The organism is Nonomuraea sp. NPDC049607, assembly GCF_040675375.1.
GTDB lineage: Bacteria > Actinomycetota > Actinomycetes > Streptosporangiales > Streptosporangiaceae > Nonomuraea.
This window is the reverse complement of record NZ_JBFAOV010000025.1, coordinates 1-18,081: the sequence shown is the minus strand read 5'-3', so window position 1 is coordinate 18,081 and position 18,081 is coordinate 1. Positions and strand designations below refer to the sequence as shown.

Here is an 18,081-nt window from a genome sequence, read left to right as displayed (position 1 = left end):
GCGCCCTATTAAAACGTACCAACGTGATGTTGGCCAGTGCTGCCCACGTGGCAGGGGGGACGCATTGACAGCGGTCCGCGAGAGATCGTAGTTTTCCGGCGACGCATTAAAACGTTTTGAAGAGGGGTGACCGTGCGACGCGCCTGCTTCCTGCTCAAGGTCCGTCCCGAGCGGCTGGCGGAGTACCGCGAACGCCACCGGGCCGTCTGGCCGGACATGCTCGACGCGCTGCGCCGCGCCGGCTGGCACAACTACTCGCTCTTCCTGCGGGACGACGGCCTGCTCGTGGGCTACCTGGAGACCGCCGACTTCGAGGCCGCGAAGGAGGCGATGGCCGCCACCGAGGTCAACGCCCGCTGGCAGGCCGAGATGGCGCCCTTCTTCGAAGACCTCGACGGCCGGCCCGACGAGGGCATGCGGCCGCTGGACGAAGTGTTCCACCTGGACTGATCGGGAAGTCATGACCACTGACATCAAGGCCGCCCTGCGCGCGCTGCACATCGAGACCCCGTCGTGGGCGTACGGCAACAGCGGCACCCGGTTCAAGGTGTTCGCGCAGCGGGGCGTGCCGCGCGACCCGTACGAGAAACTGGCCGACGCCGCCCAGGTGCACGCCCACACCGGCGTCGCCCCCACCGTCGCCCTGCACATCCCCTGGGACAAGGTGGCCGACTACGGCCACCTGGCCGCCCACGCCCGCGAGCTGGGCGTCGGCATCGGGGCGATCAACTCCAACGTCTTCCAGGACGACGCCTACATGCTCGGCAGCGTCACCAACCCCGACCCCGCGGTCCGCCGCAAGGCGCTGGCGCACCTGCTGGAGTGCGTCGACATCATGGACGCCACCGGCTCGGCCACGCTCAAGCTGTGGTTCTCCGACGGCACCAACTACCCCGGCCAGGACGACATCCGCGCCCGCCAGGACCGCCTGGCCGAGGCCCTGGCCGCGGTGTACGCCCGGCTCGGCGGGGACCAGCGCTTCCTGCTGGAGTACAAGCTGTTCGAGCCCGCCTTCTACACCACCGACGTGCCCGACTGGGGCACCGCCTACGCCCACTGCCTGAGGCTCGGCCCCAAGGCGCAGGTCGTCGTGGACACCGGTCACCACGCGCCGGGCGTCAACATCGAGTTCATCGTGGCGTTCCTGCTGCGCGAGGGGAAGCTCGGCGGCTTCGACTTCAACTCCCGCTTCTACGCCGACGACGACCTCATGGTGGGCGCGGCCGACCCGTTCCAGCTCTTCCGCATCATGTACGAGGTCGCGCGCGGCGGCGGCCTGGAGGCGGGCGTGGCGTTCATGCTCGACCAGTGCCACAACATCGAGCCCAAGATCCCCGGCCAGATCCGCTCGGTCATGAACGTCCAGGAGGCCACCGCCAAGGCGCTGCTGGTCGACCGGGACGCGCTGGCCGCCGCCCAGGCCGGGGGAGACGTGCTGGGCGCGAACGCCGTGCTCATGGACGCCTACAACACCGACGTGCGGCCGCTGCTCGCCGAGCTGCGTGAGGAGACGGGCCTCGCGCCCGACCCGATGGCCGCGTACGCCAAGTCCGGATACTTCGAGAAAATCGCCGCCGAGCGGATCGGCGGCACGCAGGCCGGCTGGGGGGCCTGACCACCATGCACGTCATCAACGAACTGCTGGGCCGCTCGCACCGACTGGGCGCCGACCCGCGCAACACCAACTTCGCCGGCGGCAACACCTCCGCCAAGGGCCACGCCCCCGACCCGGTGACCGGCCAGGACGTCGAGCTGCTCTACGTCAAGGGCTCGGGCGGCGACCTCGGCACGCTCAAGGAGGACGGCCTGGCCGTCCTGCGCCTGGACCGCCTGCGCGCGCTCGCCGGCGTCTACCCCGGCGTCGAGCGCGAGGACGAGATGGTCGCCGCCTTCGACTACTGCCTGCACGGCCGGGGCGGCGCCGCCCCCTCGATCGACACCGCCATGCACGGCCTGGTCGAGGCCGCCCACGTCGACCACCTGCACCCCGACGCCGGGATCGCCCTGGCCACCGCCCGCGACGGCGAGGAGCTGACCCGGCGCGTCTTCGGCGACCGCGTGGTGTGGGTGCCCTGGCGGCGGCCCGGCTTCCAGCTCGGCCTGGACATCGCCGCCGTCAAGGAGGCCAACCCGCAGGCCGTCGGGTGCGTGCTCGGCGGCCACGGCATCACCGCCTGGGGCGCCACCTCGCAGGAGTGCGAGGCCCGCTCGCTGGAGATCATCCGCACCGCCGAGGAGTACCTGGCCGCCAACGGCCGCCCCGATCCGTTCGGGCCCGTGCTGCACGAGCCGCTGCCGGAGGCCGAACGGCACGCGCGGGCCGCCGCGCTGTTCCCGGTCGTGCGGGGGCTGGCCTCCTCCGACCTGCGGCAGGTCGGCCACTACACCGACACCCCGGAGGTGCTGGACTTCCTCTCCCGCGCCGAACATCCGCGCCTGGCCGCGCTCGGCACGTCCTGCCCCGACCACTTCCTGCGCACCAAGGTCGCCCCGCTGCTCCTGGACCTGCCGCCGGACGCGCCCCTGGAGCGGGCCGTCGAGCGGCTGCGCGAGCTGCACGCCGCCTACCGCGCCGACTACACCGCCTACTACGAGCGCCACGCCGGCCCGGACTCGCCGCCGATGCGCGGCGCGGACCCGGCGATCGTGCTGGTGCCCGGCGTCGGCATGTTCTCCTTCGGCAAGGACAAGCAGACCGCCCGCGTGGCCGGCGAGTTCTACGTCAACGCGATCAACGTCATGCGCGGCGCCGAGTCCGTCTCCGCCTACGCGCCCATCCCGGAGTCGGAGAAGTTCCGGATCGAGTACTGGGAGCTGGAGGAGGCCAAGCTGCGCCGGATGCCGAAGCCGAAGCCGCTGGCCGGGCGGGTGGCGCTGATCACCGGCGCGGGCTCGGGCATCGGCGCGGCGACCGCGCGGCGGCTGGCGGCCGAAGGGGCGTGCGTGGTGCTCGCCGACCGCGACCTGGCCGCCGCGGAGAAGGTCGCCGCCGAGATCGGCGCCGGGTCGTACCGGGCGTCCGACGCGGCCGTGGCCGTGGGGGTGGACGTCACGTCCGAGGAGCAGGTCGTGGCCGCCGTACGGGCCGCCGTGCTCGCCTTCGGCGGCGTGGACCTGGTGGTCAACAACGCCGGCCTGTCGTTGTCGCGCTCCCTGCTGGAGACCAGCCTGGACGACTGGGACCTCCAGCACGACGTGATGGCGCGCGGCTCGTTCCTGGTCTCCCGCGAATGCGCCCGGGTGCTGATCGGCCAGGCGATGGGCGGGGACATCGTCTACATCTCCTCCAAGAACGCCGTCTTCGCCGGGCCGAACAACGTCGCCTACGGCGCGGCCAAGGCCGACCAGGCCCACCAGGTCCGCCTGCTGGCCGCCGAGCTGGGCGAGCACGGCGTCCGCGTCAACGGCGTGAACCCCGACGGCGTCGTGCGCGGTTCGGGCATCTTCGCCTCCGGCTGGGGCGCCAACCGCGCGGCGGTGTACGGCGTGGAGGAGGAGCGCCTGGGCGAGTTCTACGCCCGGCGCACCCTGCTCAAGCGCGAGGTCCTGCCCGAGCACGTGGCCGCGGCGGTCTTCGCGCTCGCCGGGTCCGAGCTGACCCACACCACGGGCCTGCACGTCCCGGTGGACGCGGGCGTCGCCGCCGCCTTCCTGAGGTGACCCGTGGCGGGCCGTCCCGTGGCGGCCCGCCCTCCGCCCCTGACCGAAATATCCAAAATGCGATCGGCGTGGATTCCGCGCCGCATCTGTGCGACACATGGAGACGGGTCCTCCGCAGACCCGCGGAGGACCCGCGGCACCCCCGACCCTCCAGGGAGGCGAAGCCCGTGTCAGCACCGGTGTCCCGTCGTTCGTTCCTCCGCGGCGGCGCGGCCGGCGGTCTCGGCGTGGTTCTCGCGGGCAGCGTGGAGGCCATCGCCGGCCCCGGCGCGGCCCGCGCCGCCACCCGGGCCGAGGCCGGGTACGGCCCCCTCGTCCCCGACCCGGCCGGCCTGCTGGCCCTGCCCGCCGGGTTCTCCTACACGCTCGTCGCCGAGACCGGCCGCACCCTGCTGGACAGCGGCGAGCCCACCCCGAGCGACCCCGACGGCATGGCCTGCTTCACCGGCCGCCGGGGCACCGTCCTGATCTGCAACCACGAGATCGGCGGGAGCGAGCCGTACCGGGTGCCCGCCCTGCCCGGCCTCACCTACGACCCCGGCGCGGGCGGCGGCACCACCACCGTCGAGGTGAGCCGCCGCGGCGCGCGCGTCAGGGAGTACGTCAGCCTGGCCGGCACCCACAACAACTGCGCCGGCGGACGCACCCCCTGGAACACCTGGCTGACCTGCGAGGAGACCGAGCAGCGGGCCGGCGGCGCCTTCCAGCGCGACCACGGCTACGTCTTCGAGGTGGACGCCTTCGACCAGCGCTCCAACCAGGACCCGGTGCCCCTGAAGTTCCTGGGCCGCTACTCCCACGAGGCCGTCGCCGTCGATCCCCGCACGTCCGCGATCTACCTGACCGAGGACGCCACCGCCCCCCACGGCCTCTACTTCCGCTGGACCCCGCCGCCGGGCTTCCACGGGGGCAGGGGCGCGCTGCGGGCCCTGGCCACCTCCTCCGGCGGCGACACGGCGGGCCGCCTCCAGGCGATGAGCTGCTACGACGGCTCCCGGCAGGTCGCCGACCTGTCGGAGGCCACCGCTCCGGGCACCCGGTACCGGGTGCGCTGGGTGGACGTCCCCGACCGCGACGCCCGTACGGTCTCGGTGCGCTCCCAGTTCGCCGACGGCCAGGTGACCCGCTCGCGCAAGCTGGAGGGCGCCTACTGGGGCGACGGCGGCGCCTACTTCGTGGCCAGCTACGCCCGCGCCGCCGACGGCAGCCTCAAGGAGCACGACGGCCAGGTGTGGTTCCACGACCCCCGGTCCGGCACGGTCACCCTGCGGACCGTCTTCGGCCTCAACCCCGACCCCGCCCAGGACACCTCCTTCGACGGCCCCGACAACATCACCGTCTCCCCGTACGGCGGCGTGATCCTGGCCGAGGACGGCGAGGGCGTCAGCCATCTCGTCGGCGTCACCAGGAAGGGCGCGGCCTACCCGCTGGCCCGCAACGAGCTGAACGAGAGCGAGTTCACCGGCCCCACCTTCGACGCCACCGGCTCCACCCTGTACGCCTGCATCCAGTCGCCGGGCCACGTCTTCGCCATCACGGGACCATGGCGGCGTCCTCAGGAGTAGGCGGCGACCATCCCCACGACCGTCACCAGCGCGCCGGTGGCGGTGATCACCCAGCCCGCCGCCGCGGCGGACCGCCTGGCCCGCCGTCCCGCCCCGGACCAGTAGAGGAGCACGTAGGGCAGGAACCCGATCCCGCCCAGCCCCACCCCGGGCAGGGCCGCCGCGGCCAGCACGCCCCTGGTCCCGGCCGGCGCCGCCCGGTCGCCCTCGGGCGTGAGCTGGGCCCGCGTCACGTCGCCGGCCGAGGAGTCGGGGGAGGCGTCCACCGGGACGGCCGGGCCGCCGGAGTCGGGCGTGAAGCGTCCCTTGCAGTCGTAGCGGCCCTGGCCCAGGTCGGCGCAGGAGAGCACGGTCAGCGTCCCCGGCGTGCCGGTCCGGCCGGTCGCCAGCCGGAAGTCGGAGATCGAGAGCACCGCCGGCAGCACGCAGATCCCCACCCAGAGCAGCACGAGGACGGCGCGCCCGAACAGCCCGGGACCGCGCCCGCGCGAAGGGGTGACGAAGGTGAGATCGGGCAGGAAGTCGCTCATGCCCGGCAGCATCCCGCCCGCCACTTGGGGTTGGCCTGGAAAGGACTGGGACATGCCCCTGTCACCGGCGCGGGCCGTCTCAGCTTGCATAATCATCCTCTTGAGTGCATCATCTTCACAAGCAAGGTCATGAGATAGGGTGCATAACTATGCAGGAGGGCCGGATGAGAGCAGCGATCGCGGGAGCGAGCGGCTATGCCGGAGGTGAGCTGCTCCGCCTCCTGCTCGGCCATCCCGAGTTCGAGATCGGCGCGCTCACCGCGGCCTCCAGCGCGGGCGACCTGCTCGGCGCCCACCAGCCGCACCTGCCGCAGCTCGCCGACCGCGTCCTGGAGGAGACCATGCCCGGCGTGCTCGCCGGGCACGACGTGGTCTTCCTCGCGTTGCCGCACGGCCACTCGGCCGCCGTCGCCGCCCAGCTCGGCGAGGACACGATCGTGGTCGACTGCGGCGCCGACCACCGGCTCGCCGACCCCGCGGCCTGGCGGGAGTTCTACGGCGGCGACCACGCCGGCACCTGGCCCTACGGCCTGCCTGAGCTGCCCGGCGGGCGCGAGGCGCTGAAGAAGGCCCGGCGCATCGCCGTCCCCGGCTGCTACCCGACCTCGGTCCTGCTGGCCCTGTGGCCGGCCTTCGCCGCGGGCCTGGCCGGTCCCGACGTGGTCGTGGTCGCCGCCAGCGGCACCAGCGGCGCGGGCAAGGCGCCCAGGTCCCATCTGCTCGGCAGCGAGGTCATGGGCTCGGTCAGCGCGTACGGCGTGGGCGGCGTCCACCGCCACACGCCCGAGATGGAGCAGGGGCTGTCCGCCGTCGCCGGCGCACCCGTACGCGTCTCCTTCACCCCCACCCTGGCCCCCATGAGTCGCGGCATCCTGGCCACCTGCACCGCCCCCGCCGCCCCCGGCCTCACCCGCGAGTCGCTGCGCACCGCCTACGAGGTCGCGCTGAAGGCCGAGCCGTTCGTCCGGCTCCTGCCCGAGGGCGTCTGGCCGGCCACCTCCATGACGTACGGCGCCAACACCGCCGCCCTTCAGGTGACGCTCGACGAGCGCGCCGGCCGCGTGGTCGCCGTCATCGCCATCGACAACCTCACCAAGGGCACGGCCGGAGGCGCGATCCAGAGCGTGAACCTCGCCCTCGGCCTGCCGGAAGAGCTCGGCCTTCCCCTGACAGGAGTTGCTCCATGAGTGTCACCGCCCCCTTGGGCTTCCGGGCCGCGGGCGTCGCCGCGGGCATCAAGTCCGGCGACGCCCGTGACCTGGCCCTCGTCGTCAACGACGGCCCCAGCCGCGCCGCCGCCGGCGTCTTCACCGCCAACCGCGTCAAGGCCGCCCCCGTGCTGTGGTCGCAGCAGGTCCTGGCGGGCGGGCGGCTGCGCGCGGTGGTGCTCAACTCCGGCGGCGCCAACGCCTGCACCGGCCCCGAGGGCTTCCAGGACACCCACGCCACCGCCGAGAAGGTCGCCGAGGCCCTCGGCGACAGCGCGGGCGAGATCGCGGTCTGCTCCACCGGCCTGATCGGCGAGCGGCTGCCGATGGAGGCCCTGCTGACCGGCGTCCAGACCGCCGCGGGCCAGCTGTCCCGCGACGGCGGCCTGGCCGCGGCCGACGCCATCCGCACCACCGACACCGTCTCCAAGATCTCCTTCAAGCGGGCCGACGGCTACATGGTCGGCGGCATGGCCAAGGGCGCCGGCATGCTCGCCCCCGCCCTGGCGACCATGCTCTGCGTGATCACCACCGACGCCGACCTGACCAGCGAGGAGCTCGACGCCGTCCTGCGCGCCGCCACGGCCACCACCTTCGACCGGCTCGACTCCGACGGCTGCATGTCCACCAACGACACCGTGCTGCTGCTGGCCAGCGGCGCCGCCGGGGTCAGGCCCGACCTGACCGAGTTCGGGCAGAAGGTGCAGGAGGTCTGCGCCGACCTGGCCAGGCAGCTCCTCGTGGACGCCGAGGGCGCCTCCAAGGCGATCGCCGTCGAGGTCGTCGGCGCCGCCTCCGAGGACGACGCCGTCGAGGTGGGCCGCACCGTCGCCCGTTCCAACCTGCTCAAGTGCGCCATCCACGGCGAGGACCCCAACTGGGGCCGCGTCCTGGCCGCCGTCGGCACCACGAAGGCCGCCTTCGAGCCCGACCGCGTCAACGTCGCCATCAACGGCATCTGGATCTGCCGCGACGGCTCCGTCGGCGACGACCGCACCAAGGTCGACATGCGCCCCCGAGACGTGACGATCACCATCGACCTGTCGGCCGGCCGCCACAGCGCCACGATCCACACCACGGACCTGACCGCCGAGTACGTCCACGAGAACTCGGCGTACTCCTCGTGAGGGCCGTCACCGCGGCGACCAAGGCCGAGGCGCTGATCGAGGCCCTGCCCTGGCTGACCCGCTTCGCCGGCGCGACCGTCGTCATCAAGTACGGCGGCAACGCCATGACCGACGAGTCCCTCAAGGAGGGCTTCGCCGAGGACGTCGTGTTCCTGCACCACGCCGGCCTGCGCCCGGTCGTCGTCCACGGCGGCGGGCCGCAGATCAGCAGCGCCCTCGACAGGCACGGCATCGAGTCCACCTTCACCGCGGGCCTGCGCGTCACCACGCCCGAGGCCATGCAGGTCGTCAGGATGGTCCTGGTCGGCCAGGTGGGCCGCGACATCGTCGGCCTGGTCAACCGGCACGGCCCGTTCGCGATCGGCATGTCCGGCGAGGACGCCTGCCTGTTCACCGCCGAGCGCAAGCCCGTCATCGTCGACGGCGAGCCCGTGGACATCGGCCAGGTCGGCGAGATCGTCAAGGTCGACCCGGGCGCCGTGCGCGCGCTGATCGACGACGGCCGCATCCCGGTCGTCTCCAGCGTCGCCGTCGGCGCCGACGGAGAAATCTACAATGTAAATGCGGACACCGCGGCCGCCGCGCTGGCCGTGGCGCTGGGCGCGCAGAAGCTGATCGTCCTCACCGACGTCGAGGGCCTGTACGCCAACTGGCCCGACGACACCGACGTGATCGACGAGCTCGACGCCGACGAGCTGGAGAAGCTGCTGCCCAACCTGTCCAGCGGCATGGTGCCCAAGATGGAGGCGTGCCTGACCGCCGTGCGCGGGGGAGTGCCCCAGGCGCACGTCCTCGACGGCCGCGTGCCCCACTCGATGCTGCTGGAAATCTTCACCAACGAAGGAATCGGAACCATGGTGATGCCCTCATGAGCCTCCACGAGCGGTTCGAGCAGGCGTTCATGCCCAACTACGGCGTCCCCCCGATCGCCCTGGCGCGCGGCGAGGGCACCCGCGTCTGGGACGTCGACGGCAAGGAGTACCTCGACTTCATCGGCGGCATCGCGGTCAGCTCGCTCGGCCACGCCCACCCCGCCCTGGTCGAGGCAGTCTCCAAGCAGGTCGCCACGCTCGCCCACACCAGCAACCTGTTCCTGCACGAGCCCGAGGTGCTGCTCGCCGAGCGGCTGCTCGACCTGCTCAACGCCCCCGCCCGGATCTTCTTCGCCAACTCCGGCACCGAGGCCAACGAGGCCGCCTACAAGCTCGCCGTCAAGTACGGCAAGCGTGAGGGCCGCTCCTACTTCGTCGCCGCCGAGAACGGCTTCCACGGCCGGACCATCGGCGCCCTGTCGCTGACCGGCAAGAAGGCCATCCGCGACCAGTTCGGCCCGTTCCCCGTCGACGTGCGCTTCGTCCCGTACGGCGACGCCGACGCGCTCAAGGAGGCCGTGACCGGCGACTGCATCGCGGTGTTCCTGGAGCCGACGCAGGGCGAGGCCGGCGTGGTCCCGCCGCCCGAGGGCTACTTCGAGGCCGCCCGCGAGATCTGCGACGCCACCGGCGCGCTGCTGGTCGCCGACGAGATCCAGTCGGCGATCGGCCGTACCGGCCACTGGTTCGCCCACCAGGCCGACGGCGTCACGCCCGACATCCTGACCCTGGCCAAGGGGCTGGGCGGCGGCCTGCCGATCGGCGCGTGCGTCGGGTTCGGCGAGGCCGGCCGGCTGTTCGACAAGGGCGACCACGGCTCGACGTTCGGCGGCAACCCGGTCTCGTGCGCGGCGGCGCTGGCCGTCCTGGACAACCTCGACCTCGACCACGTCAAGTCGGTGGCCGCCGGGCTGCGCGGCGGCCTGGAGGCGGTCCGCCACCCGCTGCTGAAGGGCGTGCGCGGCCGCGGCCTGTGGCTGGCCGCCGTCCTGACGGAGGAGCGTTCGGCGCGGGTGCAGCAGGCCGCCGCCGAGGCGGGCTTCCTGGTCAACGCCCTCCAGCCGGACGCCGTACGCCTCGCGCCGCCGCTGGTGGTCACCCACGAGGAGGTGAACGCCTTCGTCGAGGCGTTCCCCGCGATCCTCAAGGAGGCCGCGGCGTGACCAGGCACCGCGCGGACTCGGCGCAAGTCAGACACTTCCTGCGGGACGACGACCTGACGCCCGAGGAGCAGACGGAGGTCCTCGACCTGGCCGCCGCGATGAAGAAGGACCGGCTCGGCTACCGGCCGTTCGAGGGCCCCAAGACCGTCGCCGTCCTGTTCGACAAGCCCTCGGCCCGCACCCGCGTCTCCTTCCACACCGGCATCGGCGAGCTCGGCGGCCTGCCGCTCGTCGTCGACAACGTGGCGGTGCTGATGGGCAGGGGCGAGCCCACCGCCGACATCGCCCGCGTGCTCGACCGCCAGGTGGCCGCCATCGTGTGGCGCACCACCGGGCAGCGGCTCGTCGAGGAGATGGCCGCCGCCTCCGCGGTGCCCGTCGTCAACGCGCTCACCGACGACTTCCACCCCTGCCAGATCCTCGCCGACCTGCAGACCGTCCGCGAGCGGCTGGGCGGCACGGCCGGGCTGACGCTGACCTACGTCGGCGACGGCGCCAACAACATGGCCCACTCCTACCTGCTCGGCGGCGCCACGGCCGGCATGCACGTACGGATCGCCGCCCCGGCCGGCTACCAGCCCGACGCCGAGATCCTCGGCCAGGCCGCCGCCGTCGCGGCCAGGACCGGCGGATCGGTGGCCGCGACGACCGACCCGGCGGCCGCCGCCGAGGGGGCGCACGTGATCGCCACCGACACGTGGGTGTCGATGGGGCAGAGCGGCGCCGACGAGCGGGCGGCCGCGTTCCTGCCGTACCAGGTCAACGCGGAGCTGCTGGCGCACGCCGCGCCCGAGGCGATCGTCCTGCACTGCCTGCCCGCCTACCGCGGCAAGGAGATCACCGCCGACGTCCTCGACGGCCCGGCCAGCGTCGTGTGGGACCAGGCGGAGAACCGGCTGCACGCCCAGAAGGCGCTGCTCCACTGGCTGGTGACCCGCGGATGACCATCCCGATGACCAAGGCCGCGCGGCAGGCGAAGATCACCGACCTGCTGCAGCGCAAGGCCGTGCGCTCCCAGCCCGAGCTGGCCAAGCTGCTGGCCGAGAGCGGGGTCGAGGTCACCCAGGCCACCCTCTCCCGCGACCTGGACGAGCTCGGCGCGCTCAAGCTGCGCGCCGACGACGGCTCCCTGGTGTACGCGCTGCCCGGCGAGGGCGGCGACCGCATCCCGCTCACCAGGACCGGCGGCGGCGAGACCCCGGCGGCGCGGCTGCACCGCATCGCCGAGGAACTGCTCGTGGCCGCCGAGGCCTCGGCCAACCTGGTCATGCTCAGAACCCCGCCGGGCGCCGCCCAGTTCCTCGCCTCCGCCATCGACCACGCCGACTGGGAGTCCATCCTCGGCACGGTCGCGGGCGACGACACGATCCTGGTCATCAGCCGCGATCCGATGGGCGGCCAGGCCGTCGCGGAGGCGCTGCTGCGCGTGGCGGACCGGCGTGGTTGACCCGATCGCCGGGATCGCGGTCGCCCCTGACGCAAAGAAGGGCTGAGTTGCACTATGGTCGCGTGGGAAATGGAGGAGATGACGGTGAGTGATGGCAAGCCGATGCGGCTGTGGGGCGGACGCTTCGAGAGCGGCCCGTCCGACGCGCTGGCCCGGCTGTCGGTGAGCGTGCACTTCGACTGGCGGCTGGTGCCGTACGACCTGGCGGCGTCCAGGGCGCACGCCCGCGTGCTGCACAGGGCGGGGCTGCTGAGCGACGACGAGCTGGAGCGCATGATCGGCGCGCTCGACGACCTGGAGGCCGCCTGCAAGGCGGGCGAGTTCCGCCCGACCGTGGCCGACGAGGACGTGCACACCGCCCTGGAGCGCGGCCTGCTGGAGCGGCTCGGCTCGCTCGGCGGCAAGCTGCGCGCGGGCCGCAGCCGCAACGACCAGATCGCCACCGACCTGCGCCTCTACCTCCGCGACCACGTGCGTAGCATCGTCTCCCGCCTGGTCGAGCTGGAGACCGCGCTCATGGCCCAGGCCGAGGAGCACGCCGAGACCGCCGCGCCGGGCATGACGCACCTGCAACACGCCCAGCCGGTCTCCTTCGGCCACCAGCTCCTGGCCCACGTCCACGCCTTCACCCGCGACATCGACCGCCTCACCGACTGGGACAAGCGCGCCGCGGTCTCCCCGCTCGGCTCCGGCGCCCTGGCGGGCTCCTCGCTGCCGCTCGACCCGCAGGCCGTGGCCGAGGAGCTGGGCTTCTCCGCCGCCGCGCCCAACTCGATGGACGCCGTCGCCGACCGCGACTTCGCCGCCGAGTTCCTGTTCGACGCGGCGATGATCGGCGTGCACCTGTCGCGGCTGGGCGAGGAGATCGTCCTGTGGGCCTCGCAGGAGTTCCGCTGGATCGAGATGGACGACGCCTACTCCACCGGCTCGTCGATCATGCCCCAGAAGAAGAACCCCGACGTCGCCGAGCTGGCCCGCGGCAAGTCCGGCCGCCTGATCGGCAACCTGATGTCGATGCTGACCACGCTCAAGGGCCTGCCGCTGACCTACAACCGCGACCTGCAGGAGGACAAGGAGCCGGTGTTCGACTCGGTCGACACGCTGCTGCTCGTCCTGCCCGCGATGGCCGGCCTGGTCGCGACCATGCGCGTCAACACCGCCCGCATGGAGGCGTCGGCGCCCGACGGGTTCGCCCTGGCCACCGACCTGGCCGAGCTGCTGGTGCGGCGCGGCGTGCCGTTCCGCGACGCGCACGAGGCCGTCGGCCATCTGGTGGTCTGGTGCCAGGTCAACGACAAGGACCTCGGCGACCTGTCCGACGACGAGCTGGCCAAGGTCTCGTCGCACCTGACGCCCGACGTCCGCGACGTGCTCAACGTGCCCGGCGCGCTGGCGGCCCGCAAGGCCCACGGCGGCACCGCCCCCGACCGCGTACGCGACCAGCTCGTCGCCCTGCGCGAGGCGGTCGACGCCCAGGCGGCATGGGCCTCGGGAAACTGAGCGCCGCGCCGCTGCCGCGGAGTTTCTTCGACCGGCCCTCGCACGAGGTCGCGCCCGACCTGCTCGGACGCGTCCTCGTGCACGGGCCGGTCGCCGTCCGCCTCACCGAGGTCGAGGCGTACGGCGGCCCCGGCGAGGACCCGGCGGCCCACACCTACCGCGGCAGGACACCCCGCAACGCCGTCATGTTCGGCCCGCCCGGCCACCTGTACGTGTACTTCACCTACGGCATGCACTTCTGCGCGAACCTCGTCTGCCTGCCCGAGGGCCATGGCTCGGCCGTGCTGGTCCGCGCCGGCGAGATCGTCGCCGGCCTCGACGAGGCCCGCACCCGCCGCACCCCCGCCCCGGCCTCCACCGCCGGGTCCGCTGCGGCCTTCGACGGGGGACGGTCCGCCCCCGCCTCTGCCGCGGGACGGGCCGCCGCGGCCGGACGCGCCAGGGGCGTGCCTGACCGTGACCTGGCCCGCGGCCCCGCCAGGCTGGCCGTCGCGCTGGGCCTGCTGCGCGAGCACAACGGCCTCGACGCGATCTGGGAAGGCTCACCCGCGGCCCTGCCACCCCTGACCGGGACCCCCGGAAGCCCCGGGCGTTTCGGCCACGGACCGGAGCACGCCACCTGGCTCACCGGCCTGCCCCACGGCTCGGCCGCCGTCCTCGAAGGCCGGCCCGCCGACCCCGGCACGATCAGGTCAGGCCCGCGCACCGGCGTCTCGACCGCCAAGGACACCCCGTGGCGGTTCTGGATCGACGGCGACCCGACCGTGTCGCCGTACCGGGCTCACGTGCCGCGCCGGCGCAGCTCCGCGGCCACCTCCGTGGGGGAGACCCCCAGCTCGTGAGCGCTGAAGACGTGCAGGTGGTCGCCGGTGTCGATCTCCAGCATCTCGCTGCGCAGCCCGAACCGCCGGCGCACGTCCACCTTGACGTCCTTCACCGCCTCCCACGGCACGTGCCGCCGCCCGGCGAACCCGTGCACCACCGTGATCCCGTCGGCGTCGGCGGCCAGCCGCACCGGCACCAGCACGTCGCGCAGCCCCATCCCGCCCACCAGCACGGCCGCCGGCACCGCCAGGATCACCCCGCGCACGTCCCCGTCGACCCACCAGAAGACGGCGAGCCCGGCGCACGCCAGAGCCCCTAAGATCTTGAAAACGGCCAGCTCGCGACGGACCCTCCACATGGACACCGAGCGTATCCAAGTGGCGGTCACCCCGGACGATCGGGCACGCTGTAACCACCTCAACGTCTACTGGAAAGCCAGCACCGTGACCGACATTCTCGATGAGCTCGAATGGCGCGACGTCCTCGCGCAGACCACCGACGTCGAAGCCCTGCGTGAGGCGCTGTCGAAGGGTCCGATCACGGTCTATGCGGGCTTCGACCCGACTGCGCCGTCGCTCCATGTGGGCAACCTGGCCACGCTGCTCATCCTCACCCGCTTCCAGCGGGCGGGCCACAAGCCGATCGGCCTGGTGGGCGGCGCCACCGGCCTGATCGGCGACCCCAGCGGACGCAGCACCGAGCGGGTGCTCAACACCTCCGAGGTCGTGGCCGAGTGGGTGGCGAAGATCCGGGTCCAGGTGGAGAAGTTCCTGTCGTTCGAGCCCGGCCCCAACGCCGCGACGCTGGTCAGCAACCTCGACTGGACCTCCGAGCTGTCGGCCATCGACTTCCTGCGCGACGTCGGCAAGCACTTCCCGGTCAACCGCATGCTGGCCCGCGAGTCGGTCTCGGCCCGGCTGGCGGGCGAGGGCCTGAGCTACACCGAGTTCAGCTACCAGATCCTCCAGGCCAACGACTACCTTGAGCTCCACCGCCGGCACGGCTGCGACCTCCAGGTGGGCGGCAGCGACCAGTGGGGCAACATCACCGCCGGCGTCGACCTGGTCAGGCGCGTCGAGGGAGCGCACGTCCACGCCCTGACCGGCAAGCTGATCACCAAGGCCGACGGCACCAAGTTCGGCAAGACGGCCGGCGGCGCGGTCTGGCTCGACGCCTCGCTCACCTCCCCGTACGCGTTCTACCAGTACTGGCTCAACGCCGACGACCGCGACGTGGTGCGCTTCCTCAAGGTGTTCACGTTCCGCTCCCGCGAGGAGATCGAAGAGCTGGAGAAGGCCGTCGCCGACCGCCCGTTCGCCCGTGAGGCGCAGCGCGCGCTGGCCGAGGACCTCACCACCCTGGTTCACGGGGGCGAGGAACTGGCCGCGGTGGTGGCCGCGTCGAAGGCGCTGTTCGGTCAGGGCTCGCTGGACGAGCTGCCCGCCGCCACCCTGGAGGCCGCCCTGGCGGAGGTGCCCAAGGCCACCGTCACCGAGCTCGGCGCGACCTTCGTCGACCTGCTGGCCGACAGCGGCCTGGTCGAGTCGAAGTCGGCGGCCAGGCGCGCGGTCAAGGAGGGCGGCGCGTACCTGAACAACGTCAAGATCACCGACGAGGCGTACGTGCCCGAGGCGTCCGACCTGCTGGCGGGCCGGTTCATGGTCCTGCGCCGTGGCAAGAAGTCGATCGGCGGCGTCGAGGTCGCCTGACCCCGCAGCGGCGAGGCGGGTCCTTCGGGGCCCGCCATTGTCATTTTGCTGTCGCTTCCGCCGTCACTTCCGCTCGAACAGGGCCACCGTCAGCCCCGGCAGGTCCGCCGAGTGCTTGACGGACACGGCCTCGAACCCCGCCCGCCGCACCTGCGCCACCCGGGGCACGGAGTCGCCCTGCAACCCCGCCTGCTTGGTGCCGCGCCACACCACCCACACCCGTTCGCGCCCCTTCAACGCCGCCGCGACCTCCGGCCTTTCCGGATAGCCGAATCCGTCGGGCTCGGGCGCGTCACCCGTCTTCAGGACGTCGTCGGGCATCGCCGAGTCCGCGTAGTAGTCGAACCCGGCCCGCAGCGGGCTCTGCCCGTACACGATCGCGTCCCCGGGCTCGGCCCTGACCACCCGCAACCCCCACGGGACGTTCTCGAACCGGCCGTTCTCCTCGCGTACCGTCATGTGGTCCGAGACCGCGAGCAGGCCCCCTACCAGCACGACCACGACCCCCGCCGGAACCGGGAAGCGCGGCACCGCCGCCACGGCCACGCCCGCCAGCAACGCCAGCGCCGGCGCCGTCACGAACAGATACCGGTCCACGTACGCGGGCGTCACCAACTGCGAGACCGCGAGCAGCAACACCGGCGGCAACACCAGCCACCCCACCCCCGCAACAGCCCACCGCACCCCCTCGCCGGGCACCGGATCACGCCTGGCCGATCGCTCCTCGTTCCCCCGCACCGCATCCCGCTGCGACGATCGCCCCTCGATCCCCGCCGCCGAATCCCGCCCCCGCCCCTGGTCCCCGGCGCTCCGGCCGGCCTTCGTCCTCCACAGCACCACCGCCCCGGCCAGGGCGACCGCGAACAGCAGCAGCCCGAGCCCGGCCGAACCCGCCGCCATCTTCGGGAACTTGAGCCACACCTCCGGCCCCCGCTGCGGGATCCAGCTGATCGCATGCCGCTCTCCGAACCCGACCAGCCCCAGCACGACCGCCGGCAGCCCGCCGACCCCCAGCGCCGCCGCCATCCGCAACAACATCCCGCGCCGGGCGAGCGCGAGATGCGCGGGCAGCGCCAGCACCGCGAACAGATGCGTGCAGCACACCAACGCCACCGCCACCCCGTACGCCACCCACCGCCGCCCACCCGGACGCTCCACCGCCCGACGCAACGCCCAGAACGAGAACACCACCGCGGCCGCCGCGAACGCGTAAGACCTGGCGAACGCCCCGTAATAGGAAACGGACGGCAGGAGCGCGAACAGCGCCGCCCCGATCACCCCCGCCCGCACACTGTGCAGCCGCCTCCCGAGATCGGCCAGAAACCAGGCCGCCACGCCGATCGCCACCGCCGACGGGAACCGCAGCCACAGCTCAGCCGTGCCCGCCTTCACCCAGAAGTGCATGAACAGGTAGTACGGCAGGAAGTGCCCGTCGATATTCTGGGCCAACTCCCACAACCCCGGCAGTGACCGGGAAGCCGCGCTGATGGTCGCCAGCTCGTCACCGTTCAAGGTGGCCGCACCCGTCCCCGAGAACGCCACCGCCCCCGCGACCAAGGCCATCCACCAAGGGGCGGAGGAGCGGGGGCGGGTCGCGGGTGGGACTGCGGGAACAATTGTGGCGGCAGTGGTCACCGGGGCAGAATACGCGCCCCCCGAGCCCCGCCCGCCCTCTTAACTGACCCCCATCCGGTATGCCGGAACGGGCCCCTCCACCCGACCATCGTCTCCGGTCCCCGATCACCCCCGCACCTCCACCGGCCCGACACCCGAAGAGTCGACGGTCTGTATCAACGCCCCGACCTGTGCACTCTCACGAGAACGCCGCAGCGCCTGGCACCAAGCCCTCCACACGCCCCCTTGCTCGCCGAGCCAGGCGGAATCCGCCCCTCCGGCCATGCCGACCACCGCCGACCGCTCAACTGACTCCCGCAAACCCGCCCAGCGATCCGACATGGCTCGTTCGACGTCCGTCACCAGCGCCGTCGCTCCTTGATCCGGCCCCCCTTCCGCCATGTCCCCGTCCGGCGATTTGACGTGTCGCGGATCGCGACCTAATCTTTCACTTCGTCCCCGGAGCGAGCCGGACGCCGACAAGGCGGACGGGCCCCGGGACAAGCCCCTTGAGATGACAAGCCACCTCGGTCGAGGCGCTTCAACGCGCTTTGGCATGGGTTGTCCTCGGGCGCCCGAAGCACGCCGAATAATCGGTTGATTCGACAGGTGCCGGATGACACGGTAAGTTACGAGGGTTGCCTCGGCAGCGAGGCGCCCAATCCTAGCTAGGTTCGGCCCGGTTTGTTCAAGTCTCCGGATTTGACACTGAATCGGCGGACTTGCTAAGATTGAGACACAACGAAAGAACGCAAGACGAAATGAACGCCTCTGAACGAGGATCCGGGAACGGGTTCTGGTGAGGAAGTACGCGTCCGTTTCTTGAGAACTCAACAGTGTGTTAAAAGCCAGTGCATGAAA

General features: G+C 72.4%; 16 protein-coding genes. 13 read left to right on the top strand and 3 right to left on the bottom strand.

Features of this window, described 5'->3' with window-relative positions; genetic code table 11:
* Nucleotides 1-132 precede the first annotated feature (132 nt).
* The 4 genes from AB0J97_RS35945 to AB0J97_RS35930 all read left to right on the top strand — a co-directional run bounded on the left by AB0J97_RS35945 (nt 133) and on the right by AB0J97_RS35930 (nt 5,225).
* A complete protein-coding gene (locus AB0J97_RS35945; protein ID WP_357703384.1) occupies nt 133-450 on the top strand; it encodes an L-rhamnose mutarotase in 318 nt (105 codons plus the stop codon).
* 10 nt (nt 451-460) lie between these two features.
* Nucleotides 461-1,615, top strand: a complete 1,155-nt coding sequence (gene rhaI, locus AB0J97_RS35940) for an L-rhamnose isomerase (RefSeq protein ID WP_357703386.1) — start codon at nt 461-463, stop codon at nt 1,613-1,615.
* A gap of 5 nt (nt 1,616-1,620) precedes the next feature.
* Nucleotides 1,621-3,660, top strand: a complete 2,040-nt coding sequence (locus tag AB0J97_RS35935; RefSeq protein ID WP_364097313.1) for a bifunctional aldolase/short-chain dehydrogenase — start codon at nt 1,621-1,623, stop codon at nt 3,658-3,660.
* 167 nt (nt 3,661-3,827) lie between these two features.
* Nucleotides 3,828-5,225: an alkaline phosphatase PhoX gene (locus AB0J97_RS35930; RefSeq protein ID WP_364097310.1), complete on the top strand. Its 1,398-nt coding sequence runs from the start codon at nt 3,828-3,830 to the stop codon at nt 5,223-5,225.
* Here the strand turns inward: AB0J97_RS35930 and AB0J97_RS35925 are convergent.
* Nucleotides 5,216-5,755 carry a hypothetical protein gene (locus tag AB0J97_RS35925; protein WP_364097307.1) on the bottom strand — a complete coding sequence of 180 codons (540 nt, stop codon included), beginning with the start codon at nt 5,753-5,755 and terminating at the stop codon, nt 5,216-5,218. The two genes, AB0J97_RS35930 and AB0J97_RS35925, sit on opposite strands and share 10 nt — an antisense overlap.
* Nucleotides 5,756-5,919: 164 nt before the next feature.
* Here AB0J97_RS35925 and argC point away from each other — a divergent pair, with 164 nt between their 5' ends.
* The 8 genes from argC (at nt 5,920) to AB0J97_RS35885 (ending at nt 13,914) form a co-directional block, all read left to right on the top strand.
* Entirely contained in the window at nt 5,920-6,942 is a 1,023-nt protein-coding gene (gene argC / locus AB0J97_RS35920; protein WP_364097304.1) for an N-acetyl-gamma-glutamyl-phosphate reductase, read from the top strand.
* Entirely contained in the window at nt 6,939-8,090 is a 1,152-nt protein-coding gene (gene argJ / locus AB0J97_RS35915) for a bifunctional glutamate N-acetyltransferase/amino-acid acetyltransferase ArgJ (protein WP_364097301.1), read from the top strand. The genes argC and argJ overlap by 4 nt, the downstream gene beginning before the upstream one ends.
* Nucleotides 8,087-8,962, top strand: coding sequence for an acetylglutamate kinase (gene argB, locus AB0J97_RS35910; protein WP_364097298.1), 876 nt, complete (start codon nt 8,087-8,089; stop codon nt 8,960-8,962). Before argJ ends, argB begins: the two co-directional genes overlap by 4 nt.
* On the top strand, nt 8,959-10,125 hold the full coding sequence (locus tag AB0J97_RS35905) for an acetylornithine transaminase (protein WP_364097295.1): 1,167 nt from the start codon (nt 8,959-8,961) through the stop codon (nt 10,123-10,125). The genes argB and AB0J97_RS35905 overlap by 4 nt, the downstream gene beginning before the upstream one ends.
* Nucleotides 10,122-11,069: an ornithine carbamoyltransferase gene (gene argF / locus AB0J97_RS35900; protein WP_364097292.1), complete on the top strand. Its 948-nt coding sequence runs from the start codon at nt 10,122-10,124 to the stop codon at nt 11,067-11,069. Before AB0J97_RS35905 ends, argF begins: the two co-directional genes overlap by 4 nt.
* A complete protein-coding gene (locus AB0J97_RS35895) occupies nt 11,066-11,572 on the top strand; it encodes an arginine repressor (RefSeq protein WP_357703405.1) in 507 nt (168 codons plus the stop codon). Before argF ends, AB0J97_RS35895 begins: the two co-directional genes overlap by 4 nt.
* Before the next feature lie 78 nt (nt 11,573-11,650).
* Nucleotides 11,651-13,072, top strand: coding sequence for an argininosuccinate lyase (gene argH, locus AB0J97_RS35890; RefSeq protein WP_364097289.1), 1,422 nt, complete (start codon nt 11,651-11,653; stop codon nt 13,070-13,072).
* Complete coding sequence (locus AB0J97_RS35885) at nt 13,054-13,914, top strand: DNA-3-methyladenine glycosylase (RefSeq protein ID WP_364097286.1); 861 nt, start codon at nt 13,054-13,056, stop codon at nt 13,912-13,914. Before argH ends, AB0J97_RS35885 begins: the two co-directional genes overlap by 19 nt.
* Here AB0J97_RS35885 and AB0J97_RS35880 read toward each other — a convergent pair.
* Nucleotides 13,854-14,255 (bottom strand): PH domain-containing protein, encoded by a 402-nt coding sequence (locus AB0J97_RS35880; protein WP_357703411.1) that lies wholly within the window; start codon nt 14,253-14,255, stop codon nt 13,854-13,856. The two genes, AB0J97_RS35885 and AB0J97_RS35880, sit on opposite strands and share 61 nt — an antisense overlap.
* Before the next feature lie 85 nt (nt 14,256-14,340).
* Between AB0J97_RS35880 and tyrS the strand changes: the two genes are divergently transcribed.
* Nucleotides 14,341-15,606 (top strand): tyrosine--tRNA ligase, encoded by a 1,266-nt coding sequence (gene tyrS / locus AB0J97_RS35875; RefSeq protein WP_357703413.1) that lies wholly within the window; start codon nt 14,341-14,343, stop codon nt 15,604-15,606.
* Between the two features lie 63 nt (nt 15,607-15,669).
* Here the strand turns inward: tyrS and AB0J97_RS35870 are convergent, their stop codons facing one another.
* On the bottom strand, nt 15,670-17,169 hold the full coding sequence (locus AB0J97_RS35870; RefSeq protein WP_364097283.1) for a glycosyltransferase family 39 protein: 1,500 nt from the start codon (nt 17,167-17,169) through the stop codon (nt 15,670-15,672).
* Nucleotides 17,170-18,081 lie beyond the last annotated feature (912 nt).

Coding starts and splice junctions, on each gene's coding strand:
- argJ (WP_364097301.1), top strand. CDS start 6,939: ATGAGTGTCACCGCCCCCTTGGGCTTCCGGGCCGCGGGCGTCGCCGCG.
- argH (WP_364097289.1), top strand. CDS start 11,651: ATGACGGTGAGTGATGGCAAGCCGATGCGGCTGTGGGGCGGACGCTTC.
- AB0J97_RS35905 (WP_364097295.1), top strand. CDS start 8,959: ATGAGCCTCCACGAGCGGTTCGAGCAGGCGTTCATGCCCAACTACGGC.
- rhaI (WP_357703386.1), top strand. CDS start 461: ATGACCACTGACATCAAGGCCGCCCTGCGCGCGCTGCACATCGAGACC.
- AB0J97_RS35880 (WP_357703411.1), bottom strand. CDS start 14,255: ATGTGGAGGGTCCGTCGCGAGCTGGCCGTTTTCAAGATCTTAGGGGCT.
- AB0J97_RS35895 (WP_357703405.1), top strand. CDS start 11,066: ATGACCATCCCGATGACCAAGGCCGCGCGGCAGGCGAAGATCACCGAC.
- AB0J97_RS35870 (WP_364097283.1), bottom strand. CDS start 17,169: ATGGCCTTGGTCGCGGGGGCGGTGGCGTTCTCGGGGACGGGTGCGGCC.
- argC (WP_364097304.1), top strand. CDS start 5,920: ATGAGAGCAGCGATCGCGGGAGCGAGCGGCTATGCCGGAGGTGAGCTG.
- AB0J97_RS35935 (WP_364097313.1), top strand. CDS start 1,621: ATGCACGTCATCAACGAACTGCTGGGCCGCTCGCACCGACTGGGCGCC.
- AB0J97_RS35885 (WP_364097286.1), top strand. CDS start 13,054: ATGGGCCTCGGGAAACTGAGCGCCGCGCCGCTGCCGCGGAGTTTCTTC.
- AB0J97_RS35925 (WP_364097307.1), bottom strand. CDS start 5,755: ATGAGCGACTTCCTGCCCGATCTCACCTTCGTCACCCCTTCGCGCGGG.